Source organism: Erysipelatoclostridium sp. An173, assembly GCF_963931465.1.
Lineage (GTDB): Bacteria > Bacillota_I > Bacilli_A > Erysipelotrichales > Coprobacillaceae > Thomasclavelia > Thomasclavelia merdavium.
This window is the reverse complement of sequence record NZ_OZ007017.1, coordinates 1,491,660-1,512,956: the sequence shown is the minus strand read 5'-3', so window position 1 is coordinate 1,512,956 and position 21,297 is coordinate 1,491,660. Positions and strand designations below refer to the sequence as shown.

The window sequence follows — 21,297 nt, the reverse complement described above, 5'->3', positions numbered from 1 at the left end:
ACTTGTAAAATTAATTTTTATAAGGATGGACATACATAGATGAAAAAATTTGGAATAGTAATTGTTGTATTAGCAGTTTGCTTTGCAATGATTGGATTATCAGCTTCTGCTGATGTCGAAACACAAAAAATCAGTTTAAATGGTTCAACTTCAATGGAAAAAATGGTAAATGCTATTAAAGATGGTGTTGTTTATGATTATCCAGAGTTAAGTTTAGAACCCCAGTTTACTGGTTCAAGTGCTGGTATTGAAGCTGTAATCAATGGGAAAAGTAATATTGGTAATTCATCTCGTGAATTAAAAGAAAGTGAATTAGAACAAGGTCTAGTTTCAAATGTTGTTGCTATTGATGCGATTGCAATTGTAACTGATACTGATAATAAGACAGATAATCTTACAAAAGAACAATTAATTGATATTTATACTGGTAAGATTAGAAACTGGAAAGAAGTTGGTGGTGATGATTTACCAATTGTTGTCATTGGTCGTGAAGCTGGTTCGGGAACACGTAGTGCTTTTGAAGAAATATTAGGACTTGAAGAAAAATGTGAGTATGCAAATGAAGTAAACGAGTCAGGACCAATTGTAGCTAAAGTTAGATCTATTCCTGGAGCAATTGGTTATGTTTCTTTAGATGTAGTAGATGATTCTATCAAGACTTTAGCAATCGATGGTGTTTATGCAACAGATGAAGCTATCATAGATGGAAGCTACTCATTACAAAGACCATTTGTAATGGCAACAAAAGGAACTATCGAAGAGCAAAGTGAACAAGTACAAAATTTATTTAAATATATTTATAGTGAAGATGGTCGCAAGATCATTGAGTCAGTTGGATTAATTCCAGTTGATCCTGCAAGCTAAATATAAAAGCAGTTTGATGAGTAGTCATTAAACTGCTTTTTAGCGATAATATAATTTTTTAAATTCAGGACAAAGTTTTAAAAACTGTTCACTAGTACTGATTTTTTCTTGATAACATTTTTTCATTAATTCGATCATTTGACACTCACCAATAGTTTTTGCTAGTTCATCAAATAAACAAGGACCCTTATAGTAATGAATTGCAAAACGGTCAGTTATATTAGATTGAATACTTGCTAGAGAAGCCATTGTAGCACTCTTAGCTTGGAATTGATCAATTATTTGTTGATAAACTGATGATCCAAATTTTTCTTTTACTAATAATAAGGCACTATATTGGGCAAATGTTTCATCAATCCAAAGACTATTAAACAATAAATCAGAATTTTGCCACCACAAATGAGAAATTTCATGGGCTAAATGCAAAAATGTTTGCTGATCCAATCCTTCAATTTGATCAACTAAGCAAACCAGATTATCACGAACGTATGCGCCGTTATCAAAACGTGGGTTTAAAACGATATTGACATGATCAAAAGCACATGGTGAAAATAATTTGGTGTATTTGTTATAAATATCATTGGCAATTTCTGCCATTTGTTTGATTTTTTCGATCGGATGATAATTATGAGCAATGATGTTTATAGAGTCTAATGAGTATTGATAAGCTACATCTTTATGATAAATAATCAAAGCAATGTCAAAAGTCTTTGTCAAATATCGATAATAGTAATTTTCTTTTTTGATAAAGCCAACAGCTCTAAAATCATCTGGTAAAGATAAAAATATTTCATAATCATTTTTTGATAGATTAGTTAATAAGGGAATAATAGCTGATTCAATATTAGCTTCTAGATAATTTTTAGTTTTAGTTTGACTGGTTTTTAAAGGCACATTTAATATACCTTTAAAATATATTGTTAGATTTTGCTCGTGTTCAATTGAAACATATTTAATATTGTTACTTACTTCTTGAATTTTTATAATCTTACCATTTTCACACGTTAAATTATAACCAGTATTACAATAATACTGGTTAACTCCCTTAGTTAACTCTTTATAAATGATTTTACCATCGATATCAAAGTTTTCATAAACTTTCAAATATATTGTTGCTTTCACTTTAAAACTCCTTTGTATAACTAGTTATATTATAACAAACAAAAATGATAAATAATATGATTTTAGTTTGTTAATAAAACTAAAACGGTTGTTTTCATTTAAAAGTTTAATAACATAATTATTAATTTAAAGAAAGTTTACTAATGATTTTTATAAACAATTATAATTTATCGATACATTATTTGAAATTAGGGTTTAGAAATAACAAATAACTTTAAATGATTATTTGTTTAGGTAATAAAATATGATATAATCTTACAATGAATTGAGGTGTTAAGATTGAAAGCAAGAGTTTTAGTAGTAGACGATGAAAAAGACATTCGTGAATTAATTAAATTTTATTTAAATAAAGAAGGCTTTGAAGTTTTAGAAGCTGGAGATGGCGAAGAAGCATTGGAAATATTTGAAAATGAATATATTGATTTAGGGATCATTGATGTAATGATGCCTGTAATGGATGGTTTTGAATTGGTTGAAAACTTAAAAGAGTTTAAGGATATTCCAGTAATCATGTTAACAGCTAAAGGTGAAAGTAAAGATAAGCTGCGTGGTTTTTCAGTAGGGGCTGATGATTATGTTGTTAAACCATTCGATCCAACTGAATTAATGGCACGAGTTCGAGCTGTATTAAAACGTTATAGCGTAAATACTTCTAATATTGTTAAGTTAAATGATGTTGAATTTGATGGTGATAAGTATGAGATTCGTTATCATGATGAAACGATTCATTTACCATTAAAACAATTTGAATTAGTTTTTGAACTTGCTAAACATCCTGATCAGATATTTAGTAGGGAACAGTTAATTGAAAAAATCTGGGGAATGGATTATGATGGCTTTGATCGAACAGTCGATGTTCATATTAAAAGAATCCGTGAAAATTTGGGGCATTTACCAGGCTTTAAAGTAGTAACGGTACGAGGGTTAGGTTATAAGGTCGAAGTAGAATGATGAAATCAATTTATGGAAAACTAATCTGTGGTTTTTTAATTACGATTATTTTTAGTTTTTCGGTTTCAGGGATTATTGCTTTAAAAAGCAATTATGACCAGATTGATGATATGGCGCAAACTGAATTATCAGCAACCAGTGATTTTATTGCTAGTGTGATAAATAGCACAGATAGAACTAAATTAAATGATGTATTAAGTAAATATTCAAACAGCACGCAAGTTAATACCACTATTTTTTCACCAGAAATTGGTTATTTGACTTTTGGTAAGACGACTATGCATGCTCCTGATGAAAAGCAGATGCAGTCATACTATTTTGATGAAAATAAAAATGGTGTTTATGGTGAAGAAAACAATTATCAAACTTATGGCAGTTTAATTGAAATTGGTGATAGCAATGCTTATGTATATATCCAAAAAGATACTAGTTATGAAAAAAGAATTTTTGCTAATTCAGCAGTGTTAATTCTTGGTTGTGTATTTTTATCAGGAAACCTGGTGTTTTTAGCGATAGCTGATATCATTGTTAAGCCAATTACGCGACTAACAAAAGCAACTAAAGAATTATCAAAAGGTAATTATAGTGTTCGCGTTAATTACGTTGGTGATGATGAAATATCGCAATTAAATCAGGGATTTAACCAGATGGCCCAACAGCTTGCTAAACAAGAAGAAATTCGTCAGAAATTTATTTCGGATATATCTCATGAGTTTCAAACACCATTAACGGCTATCCAGGGATTTGCTAATATATTAAAAGAAGAGGATTTACCAAAGGAACAACGACAAAAATATGCTGACATTATTTTGTTTCAATCAAAGCGTTTATCAACGTTATCTAAAAATATGTTGCAGTTAACTTTGTTAGAGCGTGAAGATGTTGAATTGGAGTTTACCACATATTCTATTGTCGAACAGTTAGATCGTGTTATTTCTACTCAAGAAAATCAAGCAATTTTAAAGGATATTGAGATTCAATTTGAGCAGCCTCGTAAGGATATCATGATTTATGGTGATGAACAGCGATTAGAACAAGTATGGATCAATTTAATTTCAAATGCTATCAAATATACTGATAATGGTGGTTTAGTTACTGTCAGTGTAAAAAAGGCTGCTCGTGATGTTGAAGTATCGATTGAAGATACCGGTCATGGAATGTCTAAAGAAGTTATTTCACATATTTTTGAGCGGTTCTACCGTGAGGAAAAAGCACGCTCTGTTGAAGGAAATGGTTTGGGATTATCAATAGTTAAATCAATTATTGATTTACATCATGGTAATATTGATGTAATATCTCAAGTGGACGTTGGTTCTACATTTATTGTAAGATTACCAAGTGAACGAAAATTTATTGATTTAAAGGATAAGTTATCTTTAAATAGAAAGGACTAGTAATGGAATTATTAAAAGAAAGAATTTTAAAAGACGGAATTGTTATTATGCCAGATATTTTGCGTGTAGACAGCTTTTTGAATCATCAGATTGACTGTACACTATATCGTCAAATAGCAAAAGAATTTAAAGAAAGATTTAAAGATGTTAAGATCAATAAGATTCTTACAATTGAAGCATCAGGAATTGGTATTGCTCTAGCAACAGCTTTTGAATTTGATGATGTACCTGTTGTGTTTGCTAAAAAGGGAACAGCTAAAACAACAAGTACTCATTTATATACATCTAAAGTACATTCATTTACAAAAGGAATTGATTATGATGCAATTGTAAGTAAAAAATATTTAGATAAAGATGATCATATTTTAATTATTGATGACTTTTTGGCTAATGGACAAGCAGTATTAGGTTTGATTGATATTATTAATCAAGCTGGTGCAAGTGTAGCTGGAGTTGGAATAGTAATTGAAAAAGGGTTCCAAGATGGACGTAAATTAATTGAAGAAAAAGGATATCAAGTAGAATCATTAGCAATTGTTGATGCTTTTGAAGATGGTAAGGTGATTTTAAGATAGTGAAAAGAGGGTATAAATGTATTTAAAAAGAATCGAAATACACGGTTTTAAATCATTTGCTGATAAAGTTGATATTGAATTTCAACCAGGGATAACTGGAATAGTTGGACCTAATGGTTGTGGAAAATCAAATATTTCTGATGCAGTACGCTGGGTTTTAGGTGAGCAATCGGTAAAATCATTGCGAGGTGCTAATATGAGCGATGTAATTTTTGCTGGAAGTGAAGATCGCCGGGCTCAAAATCTTGCCGAAGTAACATTAGTATTTGATAATAGTGATAGATTTATGAAATATGACTACAATGAAGTAGAAATTACACGACGACTTTATCGACAAAATAATGAAGCGGAATATTTAATCAACAAGCAACAGTGTCGTTTAAAAGATATTGTTGATTTGATTATGGATACAGGGTTAGGTAAGGATTCACTTTCAATTATTTCACAAGGGAATATTTCTTCTTTTGCGGATAATAAGCCAGAGGAAAGACGTGGAATTTTTGAAGATGCTGCTGGAGTTTCTAAATATAAAAAAAGAAAGCTTGAGTCAATTCGTAAATTAGAGCGGACTAAAGAAAATTTAGAGCGAATTGGAGATATTGTAGCTGAATTAGAAAAACAGGTTGGTCCTTTAAAAAAGCAAAAAGATAAGGCTGAAAAATATCTTGAGCTTAAAGAAAAACTAACAGCAGTTGAGGTAAATGTCCTAGTAAAAGAAATTACTGAAGCTAAAAAGAGCCTTGATGTTTTAAGTAAAGAAATCAAGGATTTAAATGAGCAGCAGGCTTCATTAGATGCTGACATTTTAATGAAAGAAAATAGTAATGATGATATAAAAAAGAAAATGTATCAATTAGATCAAGAAGTAAATTCATTACAAAGTAAGTTATTAGAAGCAGTATCTAATGTATCAAAATTAGAAACTGCTAAAGTAGAAATCGATCAAAAAAGAAAACATGCTTTACAATCAGCAAGCAAAGAAAATTTACAAGAAAATATTGCTAATATGAAAGCAATTTTAAGTGATATTGTAAATGAATACAACGATCGAGTTGAGCGTTTAAATAGCACGGAACAAGATTTAAAACAATTAACTCGTGATCAGGAAAATCGAAACAAAAGATTAACAGAGTTAAAAAATGAATTAAATCAATTATCAAGTCAAATCAACAAAAACAGATCAAGAAAAGAAATACTGTTAGATGCTATTGAAAATAAATCTAATTATCATCAAAGTATTAAAACAGTATTAAATTTAGCGAAAAGTAATCGTAATATTATCGGTGTTTTAGGTGAATTGATTACAACCCAAAAGGGTTATGAACTGGCTATTTCTTCAGCTTTAGGAGGGGCCATTGAATTTGTTGTAACTAGCGATGATCAAACTGCTCGTGAAACAATTAAGTTTTTAAGAAATAATAAAGCAGGGAGAGCAACATTTTTACCAGTATCAACAATGAAACCACGACAAATTCGTTTAGAACATTTAGAAGTATGTAACACAATGGCTGGTTTTTTAGGAGTAGCTAGTGATTTCATTACTTATGATGATAAAATTGGTAATGTTGTCTTAAATCAGCTTGGAAACATAATTGTCGCTAAAGATTTAGAGACAGCTAACGCAATTAGTAAAGCAGTTTTTGCTCGTTATCGAGTTGTTACTCTTGAAGGAGATATTGTAAATGTAGGTGGTTCTTTAACGGGTGGAAGTATTAATCAGCAACGTTCTTCGTTAGTACAAAAACGAGAATTAGAACAATTAGCTATTACCTTGGAACAACAAGAAACAGAATTTGTTAAAAAGCGAAAATTGCACAACGCTTTAGATAATGAAATTAAAGATGTTTCACATATCTTACTTCAAAAACAAATGGCTTATGCTAAACTTGAAGTAGTAGTTCAAAGTAAAAAAGAAGAGTTGATTAAAACTAAAACCGAATATGAATCATTGACAGAACAAAGTATTGAATTAGATGATTTTAAATCCGGTAAAACCGAAAATAAATTAATTGATCAGCTAAATGAAGCGATTAAATATCGCGATATGTTAACTGAAGAAATTAAAAGTAAACGTGAGATGCGTATGGCTTACGCTAATGAAAATGAAGTTTTAGATGTTGAGCTTAGAACAATTCGTAAAGATCAAAAAGATATTCAAAATGCAATTAACGAAAACACTATTAAAGCTACTAAATTAGAAACAATGCTTAATAACTATTTAACACGATTAAATGATGAATATCATATGACTTATGAATATGCTGTTGAACAATATCAAGAAGAAATTAATGTTGAACAAGCTAAAGAGGAAGTTTATGATTTAAGAACACAAATAAAACGATTAGGAAACGTTAATCTTGATGCAATCGAGGAATACAAAGTAATTAGTGAACGTTATGAAAATATGAATACTCAAAGAATTGATTTACTTGAAGCTCAAGATCGTATTTTAGCAGCAATCAAAGAAATGGATGAAATAATGGTTACTCGTTTTTCAGAAACATTTGAGAAAATTAACGTTGAATTCAATCATGTTTTTAGAAGTTTATTTGGTGGTGGTAAGGCTAAAATAAAATATAGCGATCCAACTAATATTTTAGAAACAGGAATTGATATTGATGTACAGCCGCCTGGTAAAGCAGTTCAAAACATTTCTTTATTTTCTGGTGGTGAAAAAGCTTTAATAGCTATTTCTTGTTTATTTGCAATTTTACGAGTTAAACCAATTCCAATGTGTATTCTTGATGAGGTTGAAGCAGCTTTAGATATTGCCAATGTTGAGCGTTTTGCTAAATATTTAAGAGAGTTTTCATCAACAACACAGTTTATAGTTGTAACACACCGTGAAGGAACAATGGAAGAATGCGATTTACTTTATGGTGCAACAATGCAACAAAAAGGGGTCACTAAATTAGTAAGTGTAAAATTAGAAGAAGCAATTGATTTATCTGATCCAAGTTAAGGAGGGTAATATGGGTTTTTTTAGTCAAATAAAAGAAAAGTTTGTTGGTAAATCAGCCAAACAAAATGAAAAATATGTTGCTGGTTTAGATCGTTCTAATACAACTTTATCTGATCGTATTAATGAATTAGCAGCACGTTTTAGAGAAATAAATGATGAATATTTTGAAGAATTAGAAAATGTTTTGATTATGTCTGATGTTGGTGTTTCAATGGTTTTAAAAATCGTTTCTGAAATAAAAAACGAAGTCAGATTACAAAATATTACTGATCCAAAAGAAATTAATGAAATTATCATTGATAAAATGTTTGTTATTTATGCTAATGATAGTGTAATGACAACAAAAATCAATTATGCTAAAGAAGGTTTAACAGTTATTTTGATGGTTGGAGTAAATGGAGCTGGAAAAACAACAACTATTGGAAAACTAGCTCATCGAATCATGAAAGATGAAGGAAAGTCAGTTATGGTTGCCGCTGGTGATACATTTAGAGCTGGGGCAATTGATCAATTAGCAGTATGGGCTGACCGGGTTGGTGTTGATATTGTTAAAGGTAAAGAAGGTGGCGATCCTTCAGCTGTTGTTTATGATGCTTTAAAACAAGCTAAAGAAAAAAATGTTGATGTTTTAATCTGTGATACTGCCGGACGGTTACAAAATAAAGTTAATTTAATGAAAGAATTAGAAAAAATGAATCGTATTATTAAACGAGAAATTCCTGATGCACCACAAGAAACATTACTAGTAATTGATGCAACAACAGGACAAAATGGTGTTTCTCAAGCAATCGAGTTTTCTAAGATTACTGATGTTACCGGAATCGTTTTAACTAAAATGGATGGTACTGCTAAAGGTGGTATTGTACTTTCAATTAAAGATCAGTTAAATATACCAGTAAAATTCATTGGTTTAGGTGAAAGTGTTGATGATTTACAAGAATTTGATCTTGAACAATATATTTATGGATTGTGTAAAAATTTAGTAGAGGCTTAAAAATGGAATCTAGTTTAGAAAAAACACAACGTGTAAATCTATTGATTGATTGTTATGGTGAATTATTAACACAAAAACAACAGCTATATCTAGAATATTATTATCAAGATGATTATTCACTATCAGAAATAGCTGAAATTTTAAATGTTAGTCGCAATGCAGTCTATGATAATTTAAAAAAAGCAGTTCATAGTTTAGAAAAATATGAAGAAAAACTGCAATTGATGAAAAAACATCAAGAAAGACTTGACTTAATTCAAAGAATTGAAGATGATATAGCTAGTGAACATAAAGATGTAGAAGAATACTTAGAGATGCTAAGGAAGATATAGAAAGGGGTATTTATGGCATTTGATTCGTTATCAGAACGTCTGCAGGGAACGATAAAGAAGTTTTCTGGACAAGGGCGTTTAACTGAAAAAAATATGGAAGATATGCTAAGCGAAATTCGTTTAGCTTTATTAGAGGCTGATGTTAACTATCAAGTAGTTAAAGAATTCATTGCAGCTACTAAAGAAAAGGCCTTAGGACAAGATGTTTTAGGTTCTTTGAAACCAGGACAGGTTGTTGTAAAAATTGTTCATGATGAATTAGTTACTTTACTTGGAACAACTGTTTCAGAAATTAATTATGATCGTAAACCAACTATCATTATGATGGTAGGGTTACAGGGGTCTGGTAAAACAACAACTTCTGGTAAAATTGCTAATTTAATTGCTAAAAAGCATGGTAAACGACCATTATTAGTTGCTGCTGATATTTATCGTCCAGCTGCCGTTGATCAGTTAAAGACTTTAGGTGAACAGTTAAATGTTCCCGTTTATGAAAAGGGAACAAGTCAATCTGCTGAATCAATTGTAGAAGAAGCTTTAGGATATGCTCGTGAAAATAATAATGATGTAATCATTATCGATACTGCTGGGCGTTTACATATCGATGAGCCTTTGATGCATGAGTTAGCTAATATCAAAGAAATTGCTCATCCTCATGAAATATTATTAGTTGTTGATGCTTTGACAGGACAGGATATTGTTAATGTTGCTAGCTCATTTAATGAACAACTAGGAATTACTGGGGCAGTTTTAACTAAATTAGATGGTGACTCTCGTGGTGGGGGTGCTTTATCAATTCGTCATATTACACATGTACCAATTAAATTCATCGGTACTGGTGAAAAACTTGATGCAATTGATTTATTCTATCCTGATCGAATGGCTGATCGTATCTTAGGAATGGGAGACGTTGTATCTTTAGTTGAAAAAGTACAAGATGTCTATGATGAAAAAGATACGATGAAAGCATTTAGAAAGATGCAAACTGGACAATTTGGTTTAGATGATATGTTGGCTCAAATGCATCAGATTCAAAAATTAGGTCCATTATCTGGAATTATGAAAATGATTCCTGGAATGCCTAAAATGCCAAAAATTGACGACGATGAATCACAACGTCGTTTAAAAGTTACTGAATCAATAATTTATTCAATGACTAAAGAGGAACGTCGTGATCCTAGTATTATTACATTGTCAAGAAAACAACGTATTGCTAAAGGGTGCGGAAAAGATATTGCTGAAGTCAACCGTTTATTAAAACAATTTGAGGAATCTAAGAAAATGATGAAAAAACTAGGTAATTTAGATCCAAGTACTGGTATGCCAATGCCTGGTCGTTCAAGAAAAAATCCTCATGTTGGTAATGCTAATCGTAAAAAAATTCGTCATAAAAAGAAAAAAAGATAAAAAATTAAAGGTGTTAAGTAAAAATGCTTGACACCTTATTTTTTATATGCTAAATTGATTAAGTCAAATTAAAAAAGTAATAAATAGGAGGAAATATAAATGGCAGTAAAATTAAGATTATTAAGAATGGGAGCAAAAAAAGCACCTTTCTATAGAATTGTAGCAGCTGATTCAAGAGCACCAAGAGATGGGCGTTTTATTGAATTATTAGGAACTTATGATCCACGCACTAACCCTGCAAAAGTTACAATCAAAGAAGAAGAAGTATTAAAATGGTTAAATAACGGAGCACAACCATCTGATACTGTTAAAAACTTATTATCTAAAGAAGGAATTATCAAAAAATTCGCTGATTCAAAATCTGGTAAATAATCATGGATTATGCAAAGATTCTAAAAGATATCGCAATTGAATTAGTAAATGACAAAGAGCATTTAGAAGTTCGTCAGATGCCTTCGTTAGATGAAGACGTTGTAGTATTATATGTTTATTCAGCAAAAAGTGATATTGCACGATTAATCGGACGAAAGGGAGTAATGGCTAATTCAATTAGACAGTTAATGTCAGTAGCTGGTCGAATGACTGACAAAAAATTAGATATTAAGTTTGAATCGTATGACTAAATAGATGTGCTTAGCACATCTTTTATTTTGGAGGTAATATGGACAAAATTAAAGTTGGAAAGATCGTGGGGACTCATGGTCTTAAAGGTGAAGTGAAAATCCGCTCAAATAGTGATTTTGCTGATGAACGTTTTAAAGTCGGAAATGATTTAATAATAAAATCACAAAATCAAGAGATTGTTTTAAAAATCGCTACTGTAAGAATGCATAAAGGTAATTATTTGGTTTCTTTTGAAAATCATCAAAATATTAACTTGATTGAAAAATATATTGGTTCATTTGTTTATGGTGAAAAAGATCAAAGTTTATTAGATGAAGACGAATATTTTTATAGTGATTTAGTAGGTATGAAAGCAGTTAGTACAGAAGGTAAAGAAATTGGTATTGTTACTTCAGTATATGACAATACTGCTCATGATATTTTAAATATTGATAATCACGGTAAAAAAATTGCAATTCCTTATGTAGATGCTTTTATTCATGAAGTTGATTTAGAAAATAAAGTAATAACGATTAAATTAATAAAAGGGTTTATTGATGAAGATTGATATTTTAACACTGTTTCCTGAAATGTTCACTGGTTTTTTAACAACTTCAATTATTAAACGTTCGCTAGAAAAGGGATTAGTAACTGTAAATCTTCATGATTTTAGAGAATTTTCCAAAGATAAACATAAACATGTAGATGATTATCCTTATGGTGGTGGTCAAGGAATGGTTTTAATGTGCGAACCAATTGTTGAATGTTTAAAATCGATTGCTAGTGATGAAAGCTTTATTATTTTAATGTCACCCCAAGGAGTTACTTTAAATCATGGGGTTGCTGTTGATTTATCTAAAAAGAAACATTTAATAATTATTTGTGGCCACTATGAAGGTTTTGATGAACGAATTCGTGATTATGTTGATATGGAACTTTCAATTGGTGACTATGTTTTAACAGGTGGTGAACTAGGTAGTATGGTGGTTAGTGATGCAGTCATTAGACTGTTAGATGGTGCGATAAGGCAAGCTAGTCATCAGGATGATTCATTTAGTCAGGGACTTCTTGAATATCCTCAATATACCCGTCCTGCTAGTTATGATGGCAATGATGTTCCAGAAGTGTTGATGAGCGGTCATCATGAAAATATTCGTAAATGGCGAAAATATCAAGCTTTAAAAAAGACCTATTTGCGGCGGCCAGATTTATTAGAAGATTACAAATTCGACCAGGAAAGTATAGAAATGTTGAAAAAAATCAAAGAAAATGATTGCAATTTAAAATAGTATAGTATATAATGGACAAGTCGTATGACGCAGGTGTTCCGCTGGTTAATCGAATGAACACTGAAGACAAAATTTTGATAAGGAGAAATAGAGATGAATTTACAATTAGTTGAACAAATTACAAAAAAACAAATGAGAAATGACATCCCTGATTTTAAACCTGGTGATACTTTAAAAGTATTCGTTAAAATCAAGGAAGGTGACAAATTCAGAGTCCAATTATTTGAAGGGGTATGTATTGCAAGAAAAGGTAAAGGTATTTCTGAAACATTTACTGTTAGAAAAATTTCATACCAAGTAGGTGTAGAAAGAACTTTCCCAATTCATAGTCCAATTATTGATCATATCGAAGTTGCTAAAATTGGTAAAGTACGTCGTGCTAAACTTCATTACTTACGTGGTTTATCAGGTAAAGCTGCAAGAATTAAAGAAATTAGAAAATAGAAATGGGACTTACCCATTTCTTTTTTTCTGTTTTTTTGTATAATAGAACTAACATCAGGAGGTTCGTATATGAAAAAAAAGAAACAGCTTATAAAATTTCTAATCCAGATTATTGTAATTGTATTAGTGACCACAATAATCTTTACTAGAGTAATTATTCCTGTTAGAGTAGATGGTCAAAGTATGTATCCAACATTAAATGATGGTGATTTTGCAGTAGTCAATGCAATGTATTTAAGTAAAGAAGATATCCAACGTTTTGATGTTGTTGTTTTAGAATGTGATGTTCTAGATAAAGATATTGTAAAAAGAATAATTGGCTTGCCTGGTGAAACAGTAACATATAGGGAAGATCGTTTGTATATTAATGGTGTTTATTATGCGGAACCATTTTTAGATCAAAATTATATTGAAGAAGCTAAAAGTAATTATCAGACTGATCGTTTTACTAACGATTTTGAAATAACTTTAAAGGATGATGAAATTTTTGTTTTGGGAGATAATCGTCTTCATTCTACTGATTCTAGAGCGCTAGGTAATTTTAGTTATGATGATATTGTTGGTAAAAAAGGATTGGTAGTTTTTCCTTTTAATAATATGAAATTTATAGATTAAGAAGGTGAGAATATGTCTAAACAGATCCAATGGTTTCCTGGTCATATGGCCAAAGCTAGACGGGAAATATCTGAAAAAATAAAGTTAATTGACATTATTATTGAACTAGTTGATGCTAGAGCACCAAAGTCATCAAAAAATCCTATGTTTGATGATATTTGTCAAAATAAGCCACGTCTAATCGTTATGACAAAAAAAGATTTGGCTGATGAAAAGTTAACTCAAAAATGGTTACAATATTATCAGTCAAAAGGTATGTATGCGTTAAGTGTAAACTTGAAAAATTTTAATGAATATCAATTAGTTATTAATACATGTAAAGAAATATTAAAAGAAAAAATGGAAAAAGAAGCTAAACGAGGGTTAAAACCACGAGCAATGAGAGCGATGGTTTTAGGAATTCCTAATGTTGGTAAATCAACTTTCATAAATCGTTTAGCTAAACGTAAAGCCACAGTAACTGGAAATCGTCCAGGGGTTACAAAAGCCCAGCAGATTATTCGCGTTGATAAAGATTTTGAATTATTTGATACTCCGGGTGTATTGTGGCCTAAGTTTGATGATTTGGATACAGCACGCAATATTGCTTTAATCGGTTCAATTAAACAAGACATTTTACCATTAGATGAATTGTTTATTTATGCAGTCGAATATTTACAAAAAAATTACGATAATGTTATTAGTAAACGCTATAATGTTGAAATTGATTTTGATAGTGATTGGGTTGAAAAAGTATATGATGATATTGCTAAAAATCGTAAAATTAAACCAATCCGTGGTTATACTGATTATGATCGTGTTATGGAAATCTTTTTCAATGATATTTTTAATGGCGAATTAGGAAAAATAACTTGGGAGTTACCTGATGAAACGTTATGAGTATGAAGAAAAATATTATCAGGCTGGTTATGATTATATAATCGGTTTAGATGAAGCTGGTCGGGGACCGATGGCTGGTGAATTAGTTGTTGCTGGTGTTATTTTTCCTAAAGGGTATTATGATGAACGAATAAATGATTCTAAGCAGTTAAGTAGTAAAAAAAGAGATTTTTTATATAATTTGATTATTGAAAATGCATTATTTTATAATATTGAAATCATTAGTGTAGAAGATGTCGATAGATTAAATGTTTATCAAGCCAGTAAAAAAGGAATGGAAAAGTGTGTGGAAGTGTTAAAACAGGAAAATATGTTTGCGCTTAGTGATGCAATGCCAATAAATTATCAAGATCATCTAGCTATTATTAAAGGTGATGCTAAAAGCATTTCAATAGCTGCTGCTAGTATACTTGCCAAAGTTACTCGTGATCGTTTAATGGTTAGTCATGCTTTACAATATCCAGAATATGGCTTTGAAAAACATAAGGGTTACGTTACAAAAGCACATAAAGAAGCTTTAGAAAAATTTGGGCCATGTCCAATTCATCGAAAATCATTTGCTCCAGTAGCTAAAGTATTGTCGAAACAAATGTCATTTGATCTTTAATGACATTTTTTTAATTGATTAAAAAGTAATTTTTTATTTAGCGGGATATATAATATAGAGGTGAATTCTATGGAAGAAATTTTGTTGTATTTTTCTTTAAAGTATCAAGGCGATTTTGATAAAATATTTAAAGCTCTTGAACAAAAAGAAAAAGTAGATTTGAATTTAAAAGAACAATTATTTAAAACATTAAAATCCCGCTATACAACTTTAATATCTGATGATTATCCTGAATCATTAAAACAAATTAACTGTCCACCATTTGTATTGTACTATCATGGAAACTTACAATTAGTAAACAAAAAGTGTATTGGTATTATTGGAATGCGAAGACCAAGCAGTTATGGAGTTAAAATGGCTAAAAAGTTTGCCAATGAATTAAGTGATGAAAACTATGTTGTTGTAAGTGGGATGGCTTTAGGGATAGACGCGATTGTTCATCAAAGTGTAATTGAAAACCAGGGCCAAACTATTGCAGTATTAGGGAGTGGGATTGATTATTGTTATCCTAAATCTAATTTAAAACTATATCAAACATTAAAAAAAAATTATTTAGTTGTTAGTGAATATCCGGGTGATTTAGTACCTAGAAAGGAAAATTTTCCACGTCGCAATCGCATAATTTCTGGATTAAGTGAATCGATATTAGTAGTTGAAGCAAATCGTAAAAGTGGTACGATGATTACAGTAGGACATGCTTTAGAGCAAGGCAAAGATATTTTTGCGATACCTAGTAGGATTGATGATGCACCTGGTTGTAATTCATTGATACAGCAAGGTGCTAAATTAGTTTTAAATGTTGCGGATATTATTGATGGCTAAGGTAATTGTAAAAATTTTTATTGACAAATGTTTAAAAAAAAATAATAATTGAGTTAATCACGTGGAGGTAATGAGATGAGTAAAAAATTAGTCATTGTCGAATCGCCGTCTAAATCAAAAACTATTGAAAAGTATTTAGGAAGTGATTATGTTGTTACTTCATCTAAAGGTCATGTACGCGATTTGGCTACTTCAGGTAAAGAGGGTTTAGGGGTAGATATTGAAAATGATTTCGAACCTAAATATGTTATAAATAAAGACAAAAAAGATGTCGTAAAAGAGTTAAAACAATTAGTAAAAGAATCGGATGATGTATATTTAGCTACCGACCCTGATCGTGAAGGGGAAGCTATTTCTTGGCATTTAGCACAAGTGTTAAATGTTGATATGGATAAAGAAAATCGTGTGGTTTTTAATGAGGTTACTAAAGATGCTGTTGTAGATGCCTTAAAACATCCTCGTAAAATTGATCAGAATTTAGTTAAATCTCAAGAAACACGACGGGTATTAGATAGAATTATTGGTTTTAAGTTATCAAAATTATTACAAAAGAAAATCAAGTCTAAAAGTGCCGGGCGAGTACAATCGGTTGCTCTTAGATTAATTGTTGAAAGAGAACGGGAAATTGAAGCTTTTGTTCCTGAAGAATATTGGAAAATTAAAGCTGAGTTTGAAAAAAATCAAATTGAATTTTCTGGCGAATTAACAAAATATAATAACAAAAAAATTGAAATTAAAAATGGTGATGAAGCTAATGCGATTTATGAATCATTAAATAAAGAATTCGAAGTTGCTAATGTTAAAAAGACAACTAAAAAAAGAGAATCAAAACCACCATTTATTACTTCAACTTTACAACAGGAAGCTTCTTCAAAATTAGGTTTTAAAGCAAGAAGAACTATGTCAATTGCTCAAAAATTATATGAAGGGGTTGCCCTAGAAGACGAAACAGTCGGGTTGATTACTTACATGAGAACTGATTCAACACGATTATCAGATGTGTTTGTAAGTTCGGCTCAAGAGTATATTAGTGAAAAGTACGGAAAAGAGTATGTTGGAAAAGTTAAAGTTAGTAAGAAAAAAGAAAATGTTCAAGATGCCCACGAAGGTATTAGACCTACAAGTGCTCTTAGAACACCAGAAAGTGTAAAAAAATATTTAAAACCAGAAGAATATAAATTATATGCACTTATTTATGCGCGAGCTATGGCATCATTAATGGCTCCAGCTAAATTTGATGCTACTTCGGTTACGTTATTAAATAATGGTTATGAATTCAAGACAAATGGTTCAGTAATCAAATTTGATGGATATCTTCGAGTATATGGAGATTATGAAAAACAAACAAATGAAATTTTGCCAGAACTAAATGAAAAAGAAATGCTGGAAAGTAAAAAAGTTGAAAAGACACAACATTTTACTAAACCACCTGCAAGATATAGTGAAGCAAGATTGATTAGAGAAATGGAAGAATTAGGAATTGGACGTCCTAGTACTTATGCTTTGATCATAGATACTATTCAAACTCGTGGATATGTTGAATTGGTTGATAAAGCATTTAAACCAACTGAAACAGGAATCTTAACGAGTGATCGTTTGACACAGTATTTTAATGATATTATCAATGTTGAATATACTGCTAAAATGGAACACGAGCTAGATGATATTGCAGAAGGAAATGATGAATACGCTCACGCCCTAAGAACTTTCTTAGATAAATTCCAGCCATTATTGGATGAAGCATATGATAAAATGGAAGTCATTGCTCCTAAGAAAACTGGTGAAAAATGTCCAGAGTGTGGTCATGATCTAGTAGAGCGTAAAGGACGTTATGGTACATTTGTGGCTTGTGAAAACTATCCGGAATGTAAATATATAAAGAAAGATCCAGTTAAATTAGAATATACTGGAGAAACATGTCCAAAATGTGGCGGTAAGATGGTTTTTAAAAATGGCCGTTTTGGTAGATTTGAAGCATGTTCAAATTATCCAGATTGTAAATATATCAAAAATTCCAAGAAGAAAGAACCGGTTATGACAGATGAAGTATGTCCTAACTGTGGTTCACCAGTTGTAATTAAACAAGGACGCTGGGGTGAATTTAAAGCATGTTCAAATTATCCTAAGTGTAAGACGATTATAAAGTAGAACTTCGGTTCTGCTTTTGTTTTCGTTTAAGAAATGATAGAATAAATAAAGGTGATAGAATGGAAAAAGTTGTAAATGTAATTGGAGCAGGTCTTGCAGGTGTAGAGGCTTGTCATCAGTTAGTAAAAAGAGGATATCAGGTTCGTTTGTATGAAATGCGACCTAATCAAATGACTCCTGCTCATCATAGCGGGAATTTTGCAGAATTAGTTTGCTCTAATTCGCTTCGCGCTGATGGATTAAATAATGCTGTTGGTGTTTTAAAAAAGGAAATGGAAATGCTTGATAGTATTGTTATTAAATATGCTAGAGAGCATCAGGTTCCAGCTGGTGGTGCGTTGGCGGTTGATCGTGAGAATTTTTCTAAAGCAATTACTGAATATATTTCAAATCATCCATTAATTGAGGTGATTCATGAGGAAGTTAAATCTATTCCTGAGGGTCCAACTATTATTGCTTCTGGTCCTTTGACAAGTGATGCTTTAGCTTTAGCGATAAAAGAAAAACTTGGTGAAGAATATTTTTATTTTTTTGATGCCGCAGCACCGATCATAACTAAAGAAAGTATTAATTTTGATATTGCTTATTATAAATCACGATATGATAAAGGGGATAATGAATATATTAATTGTCCAATGAATGAGGAACAATTTAATGCTTTTTATGATAATTTAATCAATGCTCAGGTTGTTAAACCTAAAGAATTTGAAGAAAAGTTTTTTGAAGGGTGTATGCCTTTTGAAGAAATGGCTCGTCGCGGTAAACAAACACTTTTATTTGGACCAATGAAACCAGTCGGATTAAATACCCCAGATGGAAAAAGACCTTATGCAGTTGTTCAACTTCGTCAAGATAATGTTCAAGCAAGTTTGTATAATATTGTTGGTTTTCAAACTCATTTAACTTGGCCAGAGCAAAAAAGAATTATTCAAATGATCCCTGGTTTAGAAAATGCCCAGTTTGTTCGCTATGGTGTAATGCATCGTAATAGTTACATTTGTTCACCACGACATTTATTAAATACATATCAATTAAAAGAATCAATGGAAGTTTTTATGGCTGGACAAATTACCGGAGTAGAAGGATATGTTGAATCGGCTCAAAGTGGAATGGTAGCTGGAATAAATATGGCTAGATTGTTAGAAGGTAAAAATCCTTTGAAATTTCCACAAGAAACAGTTATGGGAGCGCTAGTAAATTATATTACTAATGCAAGCGAAGAAGATTTCCAGCCAATGAAAGCTAATTTTGGAATCTTACCAGAACTTGAAACAAAGGTTAAGAAAAAGCAAAGAAAAGAAGCCTATGCTAATAGGGCGATTGCAACGATGGAGAAGTTTATTGATGAAAACGGACTTGGATAGATATGCTAGCCAGTTTTTAGATTTTTTACAATATCAACGACATTATTCTGATAAGACAATCGAGTCATATCATCGAGAAATCGAGCATTTTAAAAACTATTTAAAATCAGAGTTAATAGATAGTTATCAAGAAGTTAGTTATCAACTTTTACGGGGTTATTTAACAAAATTATATGATAAAAATTTAGCTAAATCTTCTATAAATCATAAATTAAGTGCCCTAAGAAGTTTTTATAATTATTTACTAAAAGAAGAATTAGTTGATGATAATCCGTTTTTATTAATTGAATCACAAAAAACAGCTAAAAGAAATCCTGATTTTCTGTTTGTAGAAGAAATGATGGGATTTTTAGATAGTATCGATACTAAAAATGATTTAGGAATTAGGAATAAAGCAATGTTAGAGCTGATGTATGCTTCAGGATTAAGATGCTTTGAGGTTGTTAATTTACAATTATCTAATCTTGATTTAGGTCAAATGTTATTGTTGATCCATGGAAAAGGTGGCAAAGACCGCTATGTTCCTTTTAATGAGTATACGCGAGATTGGTTAATTAAGTATCTAAGTGAAGCAAGAGTGAACCTAATGGCTAAAAATGAGGGACATAATTTTGTATTTGTAAATAAATTTGGCAATCCCTTAACTAATCGTGGGGTAGAAAACATTGTTGATCGATTGATGAAACAATATGATCCCACAAAAAAAATTCATCCTCATACGATCCGTCATTCTTTTGCAACCCATTTATTAAATGCTGGGGCGGATATTAGAACGGTTCAAGAATTGTTAGGGCATGAAAATTTATCTACAACGCAAATTTATACGCATATATCAAAGGAACATCTAAAACAAGTATACCAAGAAACTCATCCTAGAAATATTGAATAAATGCGATAAATTTTAGTAAAAATATGCTTGTATCATCTAAATTTTTATGTTAAAATATCACACGTATGAAAAATACACACATTATGGATTCATTTATCTAGTGCCAAAAGGTGATAAATGTTCGAAATAATGGAGGAAAAAACAAAAAGGAGGACGAAGTTACATGTCAGTAATTTCAATGAAAAAATTATTAGAAGTAGGTGTTCATTTCGGACATCAAACAAAAAGATGGAATCCTAAAATGGCTCCATACATTTTTACATCAAGAAATGGTATTTATATTATCGATTTACAAAAAACATCTAAAAAAATCGATGAAGCTTACAAAGCAATGAACGAAATCGTTGCTAAAGGTGGAAAAGTTTTATTTGTTGGTACTAAAAAACAAGCTCAAGAAGCAGTTAAAGAAGAAGCAATCCGTTCTGGAAGCTACTATGTTAACGCTCGTTGGTTAGGTGGTACTTTAACAAACTTCAAAACTATCCAAAAAAGAATTAGAAGATTAGTTGAATTAGAAAAAATGGAAGCAGATGGTACTTTCGATTTATTACCTAAAAAAGAAGTAATCTTACTTAAAAAAGAAGCTGCTAAGTTAGAAAAGAACTTAGGTGGAATCAAAGAAATGAGAAGATTACCAAACGCTATCTTTGTTGTTGATCCAAAAGCTGAACACAACGCAGTAGCTGAAGCTAGAATTTTAGGTATTCCAGTATTTGGTATCGTTGATACAAACTGTGATCCTGATGAAGTAGATTATGTTATCCCAGCTAATGATGATGCAATCAGAGCAGTAAAATTAATTGTTGCTGCAATGGCTGATGCAATTTGTGAAGCTAAAAATGAACCTTTAACTGTTGCATATGTTAAAGATGAAGATGATAAAGAAGTATCTATGAATGATGCTATTACTTCTGTTGAAAATAATCAAAGAAGAACTCCTAGAAATAAAGGTGGAAAACCTAATCCTAAGAGAAATAACGCTCCAAAAACAACTAATAAAGAAGAAACAGCTGGAACTCAAGAATAATTAAAATAT

At 30.9% G+C, this 21,297-nt stretch carries 22 protein-coding genes; 21 read left to right on the top strand and 1 reads right to left on the bottom strand.

The features are described 5' to 3' along the window. Nucleotides 1-39 precede the first annotated feature (39 nt). Nucleotides 40-864, top strand: coding sequence for a phosphate ABC transporter substrate-binding protein (locus ABGT36_RS07635; RefSeq protein WP_087298442.1), 825 nt, complete (start codon nucleotides 40-42; stop codon nucleotides 862-864). A gap of 39 nt (nucleotides 865-903) precedes the next feature. Here the strand turns inward: ABGT36_RS07635 and ABGT36_RS07630 are convergent, their stop codons facing one another. Continuing rightward, nucleotides 904-1,986, bottom strand: coding sequence for a M1 family aminopeptidase (locus ABGT36_RS07630; protein WP_346677534.1), 1,083 nt, complete (start codon nucleotides 1,984-1,986; stop codon nucleotides 904-906). Between the two features lie 279 nt (nucleotides 1,987-2,265). Between ABGT36_RS07630 and ABGT36_RS07625 the strand changes: the two genes are divergently transcribed. The 20 genes from ABGT36_RS07625 to rpsB all read left to right on the top strand — a co-directional run bounded on the left by ABGT36_RS07625 (nucleotide 2,266) and on the right by rpsB (nucleotide 21,288). After that, the gene (locus ABGT36_RS07625; RefSeq protein ID WP_308697667.1) at nucleotides 2,266-2,937 is read left to right on the top strand and encodes a response regulator transcription factor; all 672 of its coding nucleotides are present in this window, start codon (nucleotides 2,266-2,268) and stop codon (nucleotides 2,935-2,937) included. Then, entirely contained in the window at nucleotides 2,934-4,331 is a 1,398-nt protein-coding gene (locus tag ABGT36_RS07620) for a HAMP domain-containing sensor histidine kinase (RefSeq protein WP_346677533.1), read from the top strand. The genes ABGT36_RS07625 and ABGT36_RS07620 overlap by 4 nt, the downstream gene beginning before the upstream one ends. Nucleotides 4,332-4,333: 2 nt before the next feature. Then, nucleotides 4,334-4,906 carry a xanthine phosphoribosyltransferase gene (locus ABGT36_RS07615; protein WP_087298446.1) on the top strand — a complete coding sequence of 191 codons (573 nt, stop codon included), beginning with the start codon at nucleotides 4,334-4,336 and terminating at the stop codon, nucleotides 4,904-4,906. A gap of 16 nt (nucleotides 4,907-4,922) precedes the next feature. Further along, complete coding sequence (locus ABGT36_RS07610) at nucleotides 4,923-7,868, top strand: chromosome segregation protein SMC (RefSeq protein ID WP_346677531.1); 2,946 nt, start codon at nucleotides 4,923-4,925, stop codon at nucleotides 7,866-7,868. Between the two features lie 10 nt (nucleotides 7,869-7,878). Further along, on the top strand, nucleotides 7,879-8,862 hold the full coding sequence (gene ftsY, locus ABGT36_RS07605) for a signal recognition particle-docking protein FtsY (RefSeq protein ID WP_087298448.1): 984 nt from the start codon (nucleotides 7,879-7,881) through the stop codon (nucleotides 8,860-8,862). Nucleotides 8,863-8,864: 2 nt separating this feature from the next. Next, on the top strand, nucleotides 8,865-9,194 hold the full coding sequence (gene ylxM / locus ABGT36_RS07600; RefSeq protein WP_087298449.1) for a YlxM family DNA-binding protein: 330 nt from the start codon (nucleotides 8,865-8,867) through the stop codon (nucleotides 9,192-9,194). Nucleotides 9,195-9,206: 12 nt separating this feature from the next. Beyond that, entirely contained in the window at nucleotides 9,207-10,601 is a 1,395-nt protein-coding gene (gene ffh / locus ABGT36_RS07595) for a signal recognition particle protein (RefSeq protein WP_087370513.1), read from the top strand. Between the two features lie 99 nt (nucleotides 10,602-10,700). Then, nucleotides 10,701-10,973: a 30S ribosomal protein S16 gene (gene rpsP, locus ABGT36_RS07590; RefSeq protein ID WP_003538218.1), complete on the top strand. Its 273-nt coding sequence runs from the start codon at nucleotides 10,701-10,703 to the stop codon at nucleotides 10,971-10,973. 2 nt (nucleotides 10,974-10,975) lie between these two features. Continuing rightward, nucleotides 10,976-11,224: a KH domain-containing protein gene (locus ABGT36_RS07585; RefSeq protein ID WP_087298451.1), complete on the top strand. Its 249-nt coding sequence runs from the start codon at nucleotides 10,976-10,978 to the stop codon at nucleotides 11,222-11,224. A gap of 38 nt (nucleotides 11,225-11,262) precedes the next feature. Continuing rightward, entirely contained in the window at nucleotides 11,263-11,772 is a 510-nt protein-coding gene (gene rimM / locus ABGT36_RS07580; protein WP_087370509.1) for a ribosome maturation factor RimM, read from the top strand. Next, on the top strand, nucleotides 11,762-12,493 hold the full coding sequence (gene trmD / locus ABGT36_RS07575; protein WP_087370507.1) for a tRNA (guanosine(37)-N1)-methyltransferase TrmD: 732 nt from the start codon (nucleotides 11,762-11,764) through the stop codon (nucleotides 12,491-12,493). Before rimM ends, trmD begins: the two co-directional genes overlap by 11 nt. Nucleotides 12,494-12,586: 93 nt before the next feature. Beyond that, nucleotides 12,587-12,937, top strand: coding sequence for a 50S ribosomal protein L19 (rplS, locus tag ABGT36_RS07570; RefSeq protein WP_087298454.1), 351 nt, complete (start codon nucleotides 12,587-12,589; stop codon nucleotides 12,935-12,937). A gap of 69 nt (nucleotides 12,938-13,006) precedes the next feature. After that, a complete protein-coding gene (gene lepB, locus ABGT36_RS07565) occupies nucleotides 13,007-13,552 on the top strand; it encodes a signal peptidase I (RefSeq protein WP_087370504.1) in 546 nt (181 codons plus the stop codon). A gap of 12 nt (nucleotides 13,553-13,564) precedes the next feature. Next, the gene (gene ylqF / locus ABGT36_RS07560) at nucleotides 13,565-14,431 is read left to right on the top strand and encodes a ribosome biogenesis GTPase YlqF (protein WP_087298456.1); all 867 of its coding nucleotides are present in this window, start codon (nucleotides 13,565-13,567) and stop codon (nucleotides 14,429-14,431) included. Further along, the gene (locus ABGT36_RS07555) at nucleotides 14,418-15,038 is read left to right on the top strand and encodes a ribonuclease HII (protein ID WP_087298457.1); all 621 of its coding nucleotides are present in this window, start codon (nucleotides 14,418-14,420) and stop codon (nucleotides 15,036-15,038) included. Before ylqF ends, ABGT36_RS07555 begins: the two co-directional genes overlap by 14 nt. Nucleotides 15,039-15,107: 69 nt before the next feature. Beyond that, a complete protein-coding gene (gene dprA, locus ABGT36_RS07550; RefSeq protein ID WP_346677525.1) occupies nucleotides 15,108-15,860 on the top strand; it encodes a DNA-processing protein DprA in 753 nt (250 codons plus the stop codon). 75 nt (nucleotides 15,861-15,935) lie between these two features. Continuing rightward, on the top strand, nucleotides 15,936-18,008 hold the full coding sequence (topA, locus tag ABGT36_RS07545) for a type I DNA topoisomerase (protein WP_087370498.1): 2,073 nt from the start codon (nucleotides 15,936-15,938) through the stop codon (nucleotides 18,006-18,008). A 59-nt stretch (nucleotides 18,009-18,067) separates the two neighbouring features. Then, entirely contained in the window at nucleotides 18,068-19,372 is a 1,305-nt protein-coding gene (gene trmFO / locus ABGT36_RS07540; protein WP_087370495.1) for a methylenetetrahydrofolate--tRNA-(uracil(54)-C(5))-methyltransferase (FADH(2)-oxidizing) TrmFO, read from the top strand. Beyond that, complete coding sequence (gene xerC, locus ABGT36_RS07535; protein ID WP_087370492.1) at nucleotides 19,353-20,261, top strand: tyrosine recombinase XerC; 909 nt, start codon at nucleotides 19,353-19,355, stop codon at nucleotides 20,259-20,261. Before trmFO ends, xerC begins: the two co-directional genes overlap by 20 nt. Nucleotides 20,262-20,424: 163 nt before the next feature. Beyond that, nucleotides 20,425-21,288: a 30S ribosomal protein S2 gene (rpsB, locus tag ABGT36_RS07530; RefSeq protein WP_087298462.1), complete on the top strand. Its 864-nt coding sequence runs from the start codon at nucleotides 20,425-20,427 to the stop codon at nucleotides 21,286-21,288. The last annotated feature ends 9 nt before the right edge of the window (nucleotides 21,289-21,297 follow it).